Here is a 13,475-nt window from a genome sequence, read left to right as displayed (position 1 = left end):
AGAGTGGTGTTCCCGTGTCCGACAACCGCATTCTCGTGTTGCGAGCCGACGACAACGTCGGCGTTGCCGTTGATGGCTTGGCCCGTGGCGACTCCGTCACAGTTGGCGACATCCACCTGACGGCGTCGAGCACGGTGCCGAGTGGGCACAAGATTGCGATCCGGCCCATTGCGACCGACGGCGCCGTTCTCAAGTACGGGCAGTTGATCGGGCGCGCAAGCCGCGACATCCAGGTAGGCGACCACGTCCACGTTCACAATCTCGCGATGGCGGACGAGGCGAGGCGAGAGGTGGGCACTGCGGCGGTGCGCGCCGACGTTCAGGCGGTCTCGATGCCGACCTTTGAGGGCTACCGGCGTGCCGATGGACGCTGGGGCACGCGCAACTACATCGCGGTACTGACCACCGTCAATTGCTCGGCATCGACGGCCCGCCTGATCGCAGACCAGTTCCGGTTTGGGCGCGGGCTGGAGGCCTTTGATCACGTCGACGGCGTGATCGCGTTGACCCACGACACAGGCTGCGGCCTGGTGCCCAGCAGCGAGGGCGCCCAACTGACCATGCGCACGCTCCGCGGCTACGCCGACCACCCGAACGTCGGCGGCGTACTGGTTCTTGGCCTTGGCTGCGAGATGCTGCAGGCGCAGACACTGCTCAACGGGCTCGACCTCACCAAGCCGGTCGAGACCATGATCATTCAAGAGAGCGGCGGGATTCGCTCGACGGTGCGCGCGGGCGTGAGTGCGATCGAGAAGATGCTTCCCGTCGTCGACCAGGCCCGCCGGGAGACGGCCCCTGCGTCGGCTCTGGTGCTGGGGCTCAATTGCGGGGGCTCTGACGGTTACTCAGGGATCTCGGCGAACCCCGCTCTCGGCTATGCCTCAGATCAACTGGTAGCGCTCGGCGGCACCAGCATTCTTGCGGAAACGCCAGAGGTGTTCGGGGCTGAGCATCTGCTGACCGCGCGCGCGACTGATCCGACGGTGAGCGCGCGCCTGATCGAGCGGATCGAGTGGTGGCGCGAGTACATGACGCGAGGCGGCGGAACGCTCGACAACAATCCGTCACCAGGCAACAAGGCTGGCGGCCTGACGACCATTCTGGAGAAGTCGCTCGGCGCGGTCGCCAAGAGCGGCACCGCACCTCTCGTCGCCGTCCACGAGTACGCGGAGCGCGTCGCGGAATCCGGTCTCGTGTTCATGGACACCCCTGGCTACGATCCCGTTTCCGTCACGGGCATCGTTGCTGGCGGCGCAACCGTCGTGGTCTTCACGACGGGGCGCGGTTCGGTGTTGGGCTCCAAGCCGAGCCCCACCATCAAGGTCGCCACCAACACCGCGATGTACGAGCGGATGAGCGAAGACATGGACATCAACGCTGGCACGATAGTCGACGGCAAGGCGACCGTAGAAGAGGTGGGTGACCAGATCCTTGCCGAGATCTTGGCCGTGGCGTCAGGGCGTCCGACCGTGTCGGAAGACCTTGACCTCGGCGCCGACGAGTTTGTCCCGTGGCAGTTGGGCGCCGTGACGTGAGCGACGTCGAGGTCGCGCGGCTGCCGCGCTTGGGCGAGGGCGTCTCGCGCCCCGACACGAGGCCCCGCAGGATCTTGCAGTTCGGCGCGGGCAATTTCCTGCGAGGGTTCGTCGACCAAATGGTGCAGGAGTCCAACGACGCTGGCGCAAGCGACGCGGGAATCGTCGTGGTCAAGGCCACTGCGCGACCCGACGAGGCCTTCCAACGCTTGCGGGACCAGCGCGGCATGTTCCACGTGGTACTTGAGGGGATTCACCACGGACAGCGCATGCAGCGAACGACCCTGGTGACATCTGTGCAGCGCGTCATTTCCGCGTATGACGACCCTGATGAATATCGGGACGCCTACCTCGACCCAGACCTCCAGATCATCGTGTCGAACACGACGGAGGCTGGCCTCGTGTGGCAGCAGGACAATCTTGATGCGAAGCCGCCGGACTCCTTCGCGGGCAAGCTCACGGCGTTGCTGTTCGACCGCTGGCGCGAGTTCCAGGGTGCTCCCTCTGCTGGGCTCGACATCGTGCCGTGCGAACTCGTGGCGGACAACGGCCAGCTGTTGAGGTCTTTGGTTCATCGCCACGCCGCGGAGCATTCGCTGCCCCAGGGCTTCCTCGATTGGCTCGATGGCGCTTGCGCTTTTCACGACACGCTCGTTGACCGCATCGTCCCCGGGTATCCGCATGCCAACGCCGAGACGCTGATGGCGCGCTGGGGCGTGCGAGACGAGGTGGCGGTGGCGGGCGAGGACTACGCGCAGTGGGCCATCGTCGGTACTGAGCGGCTTCGCGAGCGGCTGCCGTTCGACCGTGCGGGACTGCCAGTGCTGTACGTGGACGACGTGGCGCCGTACCGCGAGACCAAGGTGCGCGTGCTCAACGGTTCGCACACCCTGCTCGCCGCCGTCGGCCTCGCCTTGGGGGCCTCCACGGTCCGCGAGGCGATCTCCAGACCCGAGTTGCTCGCGTTGTTGCGCTCGCTCCTTGAACGGGAGGTGCTGCCTACACTGCCGAGCGATCCCGATCACGCAAGAGCCTTCGCCGCCGACGCGCTCGAGCGCTTCGCGAATCCCTCCCTCGAGCACCTGTTGGGCGACATCGCGCTCAATTCGCTCGCGAAGTGGCGAGTGCGCGCGCTGCCCGTCATTGTCGACTGCTGGGCGGCTGGTCGCGAGGCACCACGCGAAGTCCTGGGACTCGCGTGCACGCTGCTGCGATACGCCGGGATCGTGGCCGCGGACGGGCCACCCGTCGCGGACGACCAGGCTCTTGTCGAGTCCATTGCGTCGGCGTATGACCCCGCCGATGCGCTCCGCTGGGTGCGCGCAGCAATAGGCGCACTCGGGTGGTCTGTCGACGTGGACGCGGCCGTTGTCGCCCGGCTCGCCGACGAGGTGGCGACCCAAGTCGACCTCATCACCTCTGCGGGGCTCTCACGCCTCGTCTCCGAGCTCGCGTAGCCCCCTGCGGGGCACTCACGCACCCTCAGCAGCCGCTCGGGCTCGCCTGCGGGGCACTCACGCACCCTCGGTGACCGCCGGTGGCCCTACCGGTCCACCCTCGCGCCGCCGCCTCGAGCAAGCTTGGTCACTTCGGCGGCCGTGGCCATCGACGTGTCTCCCGGCGTCGTCATCGCGAGTGCACCGTGTGCGGCGCCATACTCGACGGCGGTCGCCAGGTCGGCGCCGCTCAACAGGCCATGAATGAGGCCCGAGGCAAAGGAGTCTCCACCTCCCACGCGGTCAAAGATCTCCAGGTGGTCGCGCGTGGTCGCTCGCACCATCCCCGTGGCAGGCGACCAGGCGACGGCGCCCCAATCGTTGTCGCTCGCCGTGTGCACCGTCCGCAACGTGGTGGCGATGACGGACAGCCCCTGGTACTCATTGGCCACGTTGTCGATCATCGCGGCGAAACCCGCCACATCAAGCTCCGCGAGGTCAGCGCCAACCCCCGGCACCGGGAAGCCGAGCGCCGCGGTGAAGTCTTCCTCGTTTCCGATCATGACGTCCACGTAGGGTGCGATCGCGCGGTTAACCTCTTGAGCGCGAGCCTGGCCGCCGATGCTCTTCCACAGACTTGGCCGGTAATTGAGGTCGTAAGACACGACGGTGCCGTGTCTGCGCGCCGCCTGCACCGCGGCGAGACACGTCTCCGCCGAGACATCGGACAGGGCAGCGAAGATGCCGCCAGTGTGAAACCACCGCACGCCTTGGTTGCCAAAGAGGTCGTCGAAGTCGACGTCGTCAGCGCGCAGTTGAGAGGCAGCGCTCAGGCCCCGGTCCGATACCCCGACGGCTCCACGCACGCCGAAGCCCCGCTCCGTGAAGTTGAGGCCGTTGCGCACTTGCCTGCCGATGCCGTCGTAGGGCACCCAGGTCACCCGCGAAGTATCGACGCCGCCGGTAAGCATGAGGTCCTCGACGAGGCGCCCGACTTCGTTGTCGGCGAGCGCGGTGACGATCGCGGTGCGCAGATCAAAGACGCGCCGCAGTCCCCTCACCACGTTGTACTCGCCGCCGCCCTCCCACGCCGTGAAAGTGCGGGCGGTGCGAATTCTGCCCGCGCCGGGGTCTAGTCGGAGCATCACCTCGCCGAGCGCCACGGCATCGTAAGCGCAGTCCTCGGCCGGCTTGAGGTTCACGACGGTCTGGCTCACGATGCTCCCTTCGTCACGGCGTTTGCCGCTGCGACGGCCTGGGTGGTGAGGTCCGCGATCTGGTCCCACTGCCGCGATTCAATGGCGTCCCTCGGCACCATCCAGGACCCGCCGACGGCAACGACCGAGCCGAGCGAGAGGTAGTCGCCGACGTTGGTGGCGGTGACTCCGCCGGTGGGGACAAAGCGCATCGCGGCGAAAGGCGCAGCGAGAGCCGCGATCGCCGCAGGGCCACCAGATGTGTTGGCGGGGAAGAACTTCACGACGTCCAGACCCATCGCCTGGGCGGTTTGGACTTCAGTGGCAGTCACGGCACCAGGAATCACGCCGATGCCGTGGTGCAGGGCTCGCTCGACCACCGCTCGCGACAGGCCGGGTGAGACGACAAACTGCGCCCCAGCGTCGGCGGCGCGATCGACGTGGTCGGCCGTGAGAACTGTGCCAGCACCGACCATGACGTCGCCCCTGGCGGCGATGATGCGGATGGCGTCGAGCGCGGCGGCGGTGCGCAGGGTCACCTCGGCGATCGGCAGCCCTCCGGAAACGAGCGAGCCCGCGAGATCGTGCGCGCAAGCGGCGTCATCGATCACCACCACCGGCACCACACGATGTTGTTCCAGGGTGTGGGTGACGGAGGTGATCGATGCGGACGTCTTGGGGTGATCGGGTGACACAGTCATGCTCCCTACACGGTCCGCTCGTAGGCTCGCTTGGCAAGGCCGACAGCCAGCTCGTTTGCCGTCTCGAAAGCCTCATCGAGATCCAGCCGGTGCTCGGCGACGAGGCGAGCCAAGAAGCCTGCGTCGATCCGCCTGGCGAGGTCATGCCTCGCCGGCACGGTGAAGAAGGCCCTGGTGTCGTCCACAAAGCCGGTGGTGTTGAAGAAGCCAGCCGTATCGGTGACGGCTTCGCGGAACCGCATCATCCCGCCAGGAGTGTCGAGGAACCACCACGGGGCACCGAGTTTCACCGAGGGATAGACGCCTGCGAGCGGCGCCAGTTCGCGCGAGTACGTGTCCTCGTCGACCGTGAACAGGATCAGCCTCAAGCGGTTGTCCCTGCCGAACTCGTTGAGCAGCGGCCGGAGCGCGTGAGTGAAGTCGGTGGGGGCGGGAATGTCGTAGCCGATGTCGGGCCCCCGCTCCGTGTACGCCTCGCCGTGGTGATCGCGCAACACTCCAGGATGGAGCTGCATGACGAGCCCGTCTTGAGTCGACATGCGCGCCATCTCGACGAGCATGTGACCAGAGAAGGCGGCCGCTTCTTGCTCGGTCACCGCGCCGCGCAGCGATGCATCGTAGATGCGCCTCGCGGTGGCGGGATCGAGCGCCTCCGCCGCGGCGCTCACGTGACCGTGATCGCTCGCGCGTGCGCCAGCTGCAACGAAGCGTTCGCGCTGGGATGCGAGCGCGTCGAGGTAGCGGTCGTACGTGCCGGTGTCGATTCCAGTGACCTCGCCCAGTGCCGCCACCTTGTCGCTCCAGCCGTGTGCGGTGGGGTGTACCAACGCGTCTGGTCTGAAGGTCGGCACGATGCGTTCGCCCCAACCGCGCTGTGCCAGCGAGGTGTGGTGGGGCAGTGTCGACGCCGCGGAGTCCGTCGTTGCCAGAATCTCGATTCCGAAGCGATCGAGGAGTGACAGCGGGCGCGAATCCGGCCGCGCCAGCACCTCGGAGATCGTGTCGTACGCCTTGTCCGATGTTGCTGCCGACAGTTGCTCCGTGACGCCGAAGAAGGTGACGAGAACGTGCTCAAGCCAGTAGCGAGTGGGGGTGCCCCTGAAGAGGTGCCAGTTCTCCGCAAAGCGCCGCCAGATCTCACGAGGGTCGCTTTCGACGGGGCCGCCATCACGCCGAGGGACTCCCATCGCATCGTGAGACACGCCTTGAGACAACAGCATGCGCACGAGGTAGTGGTCGGGTACCACGAGTACTTCCGCCGGGTTGCCGAACGCCTCGTCGGCGTCGAGAAGTGCGGCGGGGATGTGCCCGTGCATCGACACGATGGGGAGCTCTGCAACGCTCTGATAGAGCTGCCTTGCGATCTCACGCACGGCCGGCTCTGCTGGCAGCGCCCTATCGGGGTGAAGGGTCAATGGCCTCGTGATCATGGCTTCCTCAGATCTCGCCGATAGTGAGTTCATTAATCCGGACAGGCATTCCGGACTGCATAGAGCGGTTCGCCGCGAGTCCCACGGCGACAGCAAGAAGTCCGTCGCGCCATCCAGCGCGTTGAGCGAGCGGATCGTCCCGCGTGCCGTCGAAAAGGTCGTCCAGCATCGCGGCGTCGCCGCCGCCGTGGTCGCCATCTCCGTCGTCGACGGCGACCTCGCGGGCTTCTTCCCACAGGCCTTGCACGACGAGCCGATGGCCGGCCCGGCGCGCGTTGGTCCCAGGGGCGTTGGCGCGATGGGCAGGGCGTGACTGGGAGGGTGAGCCAACCGCGCTGTCTGGCCCGGCGGGTGACGCGGCGCGTTCCACCACCTCAAGTTCGGCCCTGCCCTTGGTGCCGGTGATGGACACGCGGTACCCCTCCCACGGCGCGTACGCGACCAAGGAGTACGTGAGGGTCGCTCCGCCTTGGTAACCGACCATCGCCGACATCGTGTCTTCGATGGTGATCCCGGGACCGAACACGTCCGCGTCGCGCCGGTAGCCATCGTGGCGCTCGCCCTCGAGGTACAGCAGGCGAGACGTCTCGTCGGCGGTCAGGTCAAGCAGGTAAGGATCAGGAGGGGAGTCCGGTAGGGGCCCGCCAGGCTCGCCTGGCGTCCCGCGCTCAGGGCGCGCCGTCTCAGAGGCCGCTTTGCCGGCGCCGGCGTCTCCGTAGAATCTCAAGGCGCCTCGCGCGAACACGGTCTGTGGCGCGTCCTCGAGCCACCAGTTCACGAGGTCGAAGTGGTGGCTCGCCTTCTGGATGAGCAGCCCGCCTGACCTGTCCTTGTCGCGATGCCACCGTCGGAAGTAGTCGGCGCCGTGGATGGTATCGAGCATCCACTCGAAATGGATGGCCGTGACGGTTCCGATCACTCCCGATGCGACGATGCGCTTGAGTGCGACGTTGCGGGGTGCGTAGCGGTAGTTGAACGTCACGGACAGTTGCCCGCCGGTGCGCTCCAAGGCCGAAGCGATCTGGCGGCAACCAGCTGCGGTCGTGGCGACGGGCTTCTCCAGCACGACGCGAGCGCCAGCGTCGAGAGCGCGAGCGGTCAGGTCGGCATGGGTGTCGTCCGGTGAGGTGACAATGACGGTGTCGACGCGCTCCGAGGCGATCATGTCTTCATAGTTCTCGGGCCGATAGGTGGGGACTTCCTGCATGCCCGACGCGGCGAGCCTGGCGTTGTAGAAAGACGCCCTGGCCGGGTTGGGCTCGCACCACGCCACGATGGCCCCGTACCGTGCGTGATCGCCGAGCAAACCGTCGACGTACGCCGCAGCACGGGCGCCGGTGCCTGCTACCGCGTAGCGACGCTGCCGCGCGGAGTGGGGGTGAGCGCTAACGGGAATCCCCTTTCGATTCGCACTGGCGGCCTGATGAGCGGTGCCGAGCCCGCCAACTCCGCACAGTAACCGATTTCTCAGAAGGTCGCAATCCGCCTCAGCAAGGGGCGCGAAGTGGGCACGATGTGCGTCGGGCGTGCGTGCTTACTGCGTCGGCGACCGTAAGGCGGTGCGCCGAGACATCCAATCAGAAGGCGGTTTCCCCGTTGCGCATGACGCGAGACGGGATGGCGGCAAGGCCAGGCGTCGTCCCCTCCTCCCGCAAGCGCTACCGTCGGGAGGGTGAACGACGTTGCATGGGCCACCCCAGGAACAGGACTACCGTCGCCGATGGTTGACAACCACTGCCACCTCGACTTCCCCTACAGAGGCGCGGAACCGCGCAGCACGTCTCAGATCCTCGACGAGGCCGCCGCCGTCGGCGTCACCCGTGCCGTGCAGATTGGCTGCGACATCGCGTCCGCGCGTTGGACCGCCCAGGCCATCCAGGAGGATGACCGTCTGGTCGGAGGGGTGGCGCTCCACCCCAACGAAGCTCCCCTTCACGCAGCGGGCGAGCACGACAGCGGCCTTGACTACCAGGAGGCGTTGGCCGAGATCGCTCGGTTAGCCCGCGTGCCACGCATGCGAGTCATTGGCGAGACGGGTCTGGACTACTTCCGCACCGAGCCAGAGCGGCGCGACGCCCAAGTGACGTCTTTCAGGGACCACATCGCGCTCGCGAAAGAGCTTGACCTCGTCTTGCAGATCCACGATCGCGACGCCCACGCGGACGTGCTGGAGATCTTGGAGCGAGACGGCGCACCGGAGCTCACGGTCTTTCACTGCTTCTCTGGCGACGCAGGCATGGCGAAGTTGTGCGCCCACCGCGGCTACTACGTGAGCTTTGCCGGCAACGTGACGTTCAAGAACGCGACGGCGTTGCGGGCGGCGCTCGCGGTCACTCCTCTTGAGCGCGTGCTCGTGGAGACCGATGCCCCCTTCCTCACTCCGCATCCCCAACGCGGCCGCGTGAACTCGCCGTCTCAAGTGGCGACCACCATGCTGACAATCGCGGAGGTGACGGGCTCCGACCTCGAGTTCGCCTGCGCCACCATCAACGGCACGTCGGAACGGCTCTACGGTCCCTGGTGAGGCGTATACCACGGAATCGCGCAATTTCCTTGGGTTTGCGCCCACGTGTGTCGATGTGAGACAAAGGGGGATTGACACGCGCCTGTTGAACCCAAGGAATCTATGACGTATCGGACGCTTCCACCAGCGCCGGGCGGTCGCCGTGAGCGTCGCCTGCGCAATCGAGCGCGCCTGCGAACGTACCGTCAACTCGGCACGACAGTCGTCATGGGAGCGGTCGCGGCAGCGACCTTCACCTCTGCAGGCGCGACGAACGTTGCCGATGCCTGGCGCGATCGCAACGATGGGCCCGTTGAGGTCCCCGTGGCCGCCGTGAGCGCAGGCGACGTCGAGGTTGAGGTGGAGACGGTGACCACCGAGAACGCGATCGCCAACAACGTGATCCAACAATCGGATCCTGGTGCGATGGCGGGCACCCAAAGAGTGGTGCAAGCAGGTGCGCCTGGCGTTGAGCTCGTGAGCTACACCGTCACGACCATCAACGGTGTCGAGGTCGACCGTTTCCCCAGCATCTCCGTGGTGGTGACTCCACCTACCGACGAGATCGTCGCCGTCGGCGCCCTCACCATTCCGCCCGCAACCGATGTGCAGCGCGGGACGAACCGCGCCCTCGGTCAGCAACTCGCGGCCGACCTTTACGGCTGGACCGGCGACCAATGGCAGTGTCTTGACGAGTTGTGGAAGCGCGAGTCTGGCTGGTCGCACACCGCCGAGAACAGAAATTCGGGCGCCTACGGCATCCCCCAGGCGCTGCCAGGTTCCAAGATGGCGACCTTTGGCTCCGATTGGCAGACCAACCCTGCTACCCAGATCAAGTGGGGTCTGTCTTACGTCTCCGGCCGCTACAGCACCCCGTGCGGCGCTTGGGGTCACTTCACCTCCAAGAATTGGTATTAGCGGTCCGTGGCCACGTTGCTCGGACCATCTGAAATCCGCACCCTCGCGGCGTCGCTCGGCGCGACACCCACGAAGAAGTGGGGCCAGAACTTTGTGGTCGACGCTGGCACGGTGCGACGCATCGTGCGCATCGCGGGCGTGAGCCACGATGATCACGTCGTGGAAGTCGGACCCGGACTTGGGTCGCTAACGCTCGCGCTGCTCGAGACGGGGGCTCGCGTCACCGCGATCGAAATCGACCCCAGGCTCGCAGAGGCACTGCCAGCCACCGTCATCGCACACGCCCCAGCCGAGGCCGATCGCTTGAGCGTGATCCAGGCGGACGCCATGACGGTCACGGAACTTCCCGAACAGCCGACGATGCTCGTGGCAAACCTGCCGTACAACGTGTCGGTGCCGGTGATTCTGCGCTTCCTCGAGATCTTCCCCTCCCTGCAGACCGTCCTGGTCATGGTGCAGTCTGAGGTGGCCGACCGACTCGCGGCTCCTCCTGGCTCGCGCACCTACGGCATCCCGAGTGCCAAAGCCGCGTGGTACTGCAAAGTGAGGCGCGCGGGAGACGTCGGCCGCGCCGTCTTCTGGCCCGTCCCGCGTGTGGACTCCGCGCTCGTGCTGATGGAGCGTCGTGACGTCCCGCTCACGACTGCGCCGCGCCGCGAGGTCTTCGCAGTGATCGACGCCGCCTTTGGCCAGCGCCGCAAGGCCCTTCGCGGCGCGCTGGCGACGATCGCTGGGTCGCCGACGGCGGCGGAGGCCGCGCTGCGACAGGCAGGGATCGAACCGCTCACCAGAGGCGAGCAACTGGACGTGGCGGCCTTTGCGCGCATCGCTGAGGCCCTGGAGAGTGCGCGGGTCGCGACGTGACCGCGGATCCGGCGGCAGAGGGAGTCGCACGGCGGCGCGTCAGGGCGCGTGCCTCCGGCAAGGTTAACCTGCACCTGTCTGTTGGGCCTCTTGCCGACGACGGGTACCACCCGCTCGCGACGGTGTTCCAGGCGGTCGACCTCTACGAGACGGTGACGGCGAGCAACCGCCCCGACGGCGCCATCGCCCTCACCATGGAGTGGTCTGACACGCTTGCCGAGTGGGAGACGCCCGTACCGCTCGATGAGACCAACCTCGCGTGGCGGGCCGCCGAAGCGGTGCGCGAGACGTACGGAATCGTCGACGGAGTTGACCTTCACATCCTGAAGGGCGTGCCGGTCGCAGGTGGCATGGCTGGAGGGAGCGCCGACGCCGCAGCGGCCTTGCTTGCCTGCGCGGAGTTGTGGGACTGCGGCGTGACGCGTACGGAGCTCCACGGACTCGCTGTCGAACTGGGAGCAGACGTTCCCTTCAGTCTCATGGGGCACACCGCGATCGGGCTAGGCAGGGGAGAGCAGCTGTCTCCTGTCATGACGCACGGCGAATTCCATTGGGTATTCGCCCTCCAAAGCGGCGGTCTGTCGACGCCCCGCGTCTTCGAGCGCTTCGACAAGATGGTGGCTCTCGGGGAGATCGCCGCGCGAGAACCCGCCGTCAACACCGAGGTGATGGCGGCGCTCATCGCAGGCGACGCCGCGAGATTGGGAGCGGCGCTCAGGAACGACCTCGAGGCTCCTGCGCTTGACTTGGCACCCGGCTTGGCTGGCGTCATCGACACCATGGAAGACGCGGGCGCGCTCGGGGTGATCGTGTCCGGATCAGGGCCGACCGTCGCTGGCCTCGCACGATCGCGTCAGCACGCGCTCGCCATCGGCGCCATGATCACGACAGCAGGGGTCGCCGACGCCGTGGTCACCGCCACAGGCCCGGCCACCGGCGCCGTCCTGCTCGAGCGATAGCCGCACCGGCGTCGGCCGCGGTAGAAGTGGGCCCCTGCGTCGGCCTTCCCGAGAAACGCCCCCGCGTGGTCCGCACTACTTCTTGAGCGCGTCCCTGATTTCGGTCAGCAACGCGATTTGTGTGGGCCCCTCCGGCTCAGCGACTGGCTCGTCCTTGCGCGAGCGAGCGGCGAGTTTGTTGAGCGGCAGCACTACCGCGAAATAGATCGCGGCGGCGACGAGCAGGAAGTTGATGACGGCATTGAGCAACGCACCGAACGAGACAATGGCGTCGTCATCGATCTCTGGAGTGCCGCCATCGTTGATGGTCCACGTCGCAAAGCTCGCGAGGTCTGGCACTTGGAAGACGCCTGCGATGACCGGGTTCAGCACGTCGTTGACGAGCGAAGTGATGACTGCACCGAAAGCCGCGCCGATGACGACGGCGACCGCAAGGTCCATGACGTTGCCGCGCATGATGAATGCTTTGAAGCCTTGGAGCATGATGTCCTCCCGATGGGGCGCCCGCTGGAGCCGTCTTGCTCAACCTAGGGCAAACGGGCGTTCAACGCTGCCTGGAACCATGCCTGGGAACCTCCACCACTTCCGACTCGGCCGGCAGGTGTACGCCGAGTGGCCCGTCGAACGCGATCGGTAGTCCCCTTGCGCGTTCCCAATCGACACTGTCGGTGACCTGGATGTGAACGTGCGGCTGGGTGCTGTTTCCCGAGTTGCCACACTCGCCGATCGCTTGACTGGCCCTGACTGTGTCGCCCACGGCAACTCGCACAGTGCCCTCGCGCAAGTGGGCGACGAGTACGAAGGGCCCACCTTCGTTCATCGCGATGACGACGTGATTGCCAGCGATCGCACCGGGCCCGGTGCGGAGACGGGCTGGCTGCCCCGCCATGTACGCAAGCAGCGACAATTGCGACCTGCGGGCGACGTGGTCTGCCTCGCCGTCGTGCGCGATGACGACCCTTCCGGCGGCTGGGGCGAGCACCGCCTCCCCAAAGCCAACGAATTCCCCAGGCGGCTCAGTGGCGAGCGCAGCGCGCCACGACCATGGCGCCGATCTTCCCCGGTGGTCGACGGGGATGAGGTCAATGGCGTACGTCGTCCCCATCAGGTGAGTCCCGTGGCTCGGAATGCGCCGGGCCGGGCTGTTGCGGGCTCGAAACCGGCCCTCCAAGGGGTAGTTCAGGATTACCGGCGCGGCTTCGGGGACCCGTGTCACGTGCTTCACTCGGACGCGCTCGGATGCTCCCGCGGAACCCTCGGCTCTGGCATGGCAGGGTCGCGTTCGAGTGCACTCAGTCCGTTCCAAGCGAGATTCACCAAGTGCGCCGCGACGACGTTCTTGGCTGGCTCGCGTACCTCGGCCCAGTGCTGACCGGCAAGGGCCACCTGCCCGACCAGCATTTGCGCGTAGAACGGCGCAACGAAGGGATCGAGCCCGCGCCGACTGAACTGCTCGCCAAGGAGCCCCTCCACTTGGGAGGACACGTCCCCCAGCAGCGAAGAGAAGGTGCCAGACGCCTGTGCGACGGGCGAGTCGCGCACCAAAATCCGGAAGCCGTCTGGTGAATCCTCGATATATCCCAGCAGCGCGAGGGCAGCGCGTTCCACCAGCTGGCGCGGGTGCGCCCTGCTCGCCAGGGCCCCTGTCAAGGCGCCGAGAAGGGCCTCCACCTCGCGGTCAACAATGACGGCGTAGAGGCCCTCTTTTCCGCCGAAGTGCTCGTACACGACCGGTTTGGAAACGTCGGCCCTCAGCGCAATCTCTTCGACAGAAGTGCCGTCGAAACCCTTCTCCGCAAACAGCGCCCTGGCGACGCCGACCAGCTGTTCCCGACGCTGGCGGGCGGTCATGCGAGCGCGCGGAACGCGCTTGATTTCCTCTGTCACGTTCCTAGTGTGCCGCGATTCCTGGCACACTTGTTCGCCGGGAGTC

The 13,475-nt window shown here is 66.7% G+C and carries 13 protein-coding genes; 6 read left to right on the top strand and 7 right to left on the bottom strand.

Annotated features, from left to right (window positions below; genetic code table 11):
* Positions 1 to 14: 14 nt before the first annotated feature.
* Both LGT36_RS08900 and LGT36_RS08895 read left to right on the top strand, forming a co-directional pair.
* On the top strand, positions 15 to 1,535 hold the full coding sequence (locus tag LGT36_RS08900) for a UxaA family hydrolase (RefSeq protein WP_226097641.1): 1,521 nt from the start codon (positions 15 to 17) through the stop codon (positions 1,533 to 1,535).
* Entirely contained in the window at positions 1,532 to 2,992 is a 1,461-nt protein-coding gene (locus LGT36_RS08895; RefSeq protein ID WP_226097642.1) for a tagaturonate reductase, read from the top strand. Before LGT36_RS08900 ends, LGT36_RS08895 begins: the two co-directional genes overlap by 4 nt.
* A gap of 86 nt (positions 2,993 to 3,078) precedes the next feature.
* Here the strand turns inward: LGT36_RS08895 and LGT36_RS08890 are convergent, their stop codons facing one another.
* Genes LGT36_RS08890 through LGT36_RS08875 form a run of 4 tightly spaced genes read right to left on the bottom strand, consistent with a single transcriptional unit; the run spans position 3,079 to position 7,694 of the window.
* A complete protein-coding gene (locus tag LGT36_RS08890) occupies positions 3,079 to 4,188 on the bottom strand; it encodes a sugar kinase (RefSeq protein ID WP_226097643.1) in 1,110 nt (369 codons plus the stop codon).
* The gene (eda, locus tag LGT36_RS08885) at positions 4,185 to 4,868 is read right to left on the bottom strand and encodes a bifunctional 4-hydroxy-2-oxoglutarate aldolase/2-dehydro-3-deoxy-phosphogluconate aldolase (RefSeq protein WP_226097644.1); all 684 of its coding nucleotides are present in this window, start codon (positions 4,866 to 4,868) and stop codon (positions 4,185 to 4,187) included. The genes LGT36_RS08890 and eda overlap by 4 nt, the downstream gene beginning before the upstream one ends.
* 5 nt (positions 4,869 to 4,873) lie before the next feature.
* Positions 4,874 to 6,298 (bottom strand): glucuronate isomerase, encoded by a 1,425-nt coding sequence (gene uxaC / locus LGT36_RS08880; protein ID WP_226097645.1) that lies wholly within the window; start codon positions 6,296 to 6,298, stop codon positions 4,874 to 4,876.
* Between the two features lie 7 nt (positions 6,299 to 6,305).
* On the bottom strand, positions 6,306 to 7,694 hold the full coding sequence (locus LGT36_RS08875) for a Gfo/Idh/MocA family protein (protein ID WP_226264645.1): 1,389 nt from the start codon (positions 7,692 to 7,694) through the stop codon (positions 6,306 to 6,308).
* 276 nt (positions 7,695 to 7,970) lie between these two features.
* Here LGT36_RS08875 and LGT36_RS08870 point away from each other — a divergent pair, with 276 nt between their 5' ends.
* The 4 genes from LGT36_RS08870 (at position 7,971) to LGT36_RS08855 (ending at position 11,542) form a co-directional block, all read left to right on the top strand.
* Positions 7,971 to 8,822, top strand: a complete 852-nt coding sequence (locus LGT36_RS08870) for a TatD family hydrolase (RefSeq protein ID WP_226097454.1) — start codon at positions 7,971 to 7,973, stop codon at positions 8,820 to 8,822.
* A 102-nt stretch (positions 8,823 to 8,924) separates the two neighbouring features.
* Positions 8,925 to 9,719, top strand: coding sequence for a G5 domain-containing protein (locus tag LGT36_RS08865; protein WP_226097453.1), 795 nt, complete (start codon positions 8,925 to 8,927; stop codon positions 9,717 to 9,719).
* 6 nt (positions 9,720 to 9,725) lie between these two features.
* Positions 9,726 to 10,583 carry a 16S rRNA (adenine(1518)-N(6)/adenine(1519)-N(6))-dimethyltransferase RsmA gene (rsmA, locus tag LGT36_RS08860; RefSeq protein WP_226097452.1) on the top strand — a complete coding sequence of 286 codons (858 nt, stop codon included), beginning with the start codon at positions 9,726 to 9,728 and terminating at the stop codon, positions 10,581 to 10,583.
* On the top strand, positions 10,580 to 11,542 hold the full coding sequence (locus tag LGT36_RS08855; protein ID WP_226097451.1) for a 4-(cytidine 5'-diphospho)-2-C-methyl-D-erythritol kinase: 963 nt from the start codon (positions 10,580 to 10,582) through the stop codon (positions 11,540 to 11,542). Before rsmA ends, LGT36_RS08855 begins: the two co-directional genes overlap by 4 nt.
* Before the next feature lie 75 nt (positions 11,543 to 11,617).
* On the opposite strand, the gene mscL is transcribed toward LGT36_RS08855, so the two are convergent.
* From mscL to LGT36_RS08840, 3 genes are all read right to left on the bottom strand, one after another.
* Positions 11,618 to 12,025: a large conductance mechanosensitive channel protein MscL gene (gene mscL / locus LGT36_RS08850; protein WP_226097450.1), complete on the bottom strand. Its 408-nt coding sequence runs from the start codon at positions 12,023 to 12,025 to the stop codon at positions 11,618 to 11,620.
* A 61-nt stretch (positions 12,026 to 12,086) separates the two neighbouring features.
* The gene (locus LGT36_RS08845) at positions 12,087 to 12,647 is read right to left on the bottom strand and encodes a M23 family metallopeptidase (protein WP_226097449.1); all 561 of its coding nucleotides are present in this window, start codon (positions 12,645 to 12,647) and stop codon (positions 12,087 to 12,089) included.
* A gap of 116 nt (positions 12,648 to 12,763) precedes the next feature.
* A complete protein-coding gene (locus LGT36_RS08840) occupies positions 12,764 to 13,393 on the bottom strand; it encodes a TetR/AcrR family transcriptional regulator (protein WP_226097459.1) in 630 nt (209 codons plus the stop codon).
* Positions 13,394 to 13,475: the final 82 nt, after the last annotated feature.

Origin of the sequence: Demequina sp. TMPB413 (assembly GCF_020447105.2) — a bacterium.
Classification (GTDB): domain Bacteria; phylum Actinomycetota; class Actinomycetes; order Actinomycetales; family Demequinaceae; genus Demequina.
This window is presented reverse-complemented; position numbering and strand designations above follow the sequence as displayed.

What these genes read in the sequence shown, in the direction of transcription:
- eda (WP_226097644.1), bottom strand. Translation starts at nt 4,868, where the DNA reads ATGACTGTGTCACCCGATCACCCCAAGACGTCCGCATCGATCACCTCC.
- uxaC (WP_226097645.1), bottom strand. Translation starts at nt 6,298, where the DNA reads ATGATCACGAGGCCATTGACCCTTCACCCCGATAGGGCGCTGCCAGCA.
- LGT36_RS08865 (WP_226097453.1), top strand. Translation starts at nt 8,925, where the DNA reads ATGACGTATCGGACGCTTCCACCAGCGCCGGGCGGTCGCCGTGAGCGT.
- mscL (WP_226097450.1), bottom strand. Translation starts at nt 12,025, where the DNA reads ATGCTCCAAGGCTTCAAAGCATTCATCATGCGCGGCAACGTCATGGAC.
- LGT36_RS08845 (WP_226097449.1), bottom strand. Translation starts at nt 12,647, where the DNA reads ATGGGGACGACGTACGCCATTGACCTCATCCCCGTCGACCACCGGGGA.
- LGT36_RS08840 (WP_226097459.1), bottom strand. Translation starts at nt 13,393, where the DNA reads ATGACCGCCCGCCAGCGTCGGGAACAGCTGGTCGGCGTCGCCAGGGCG.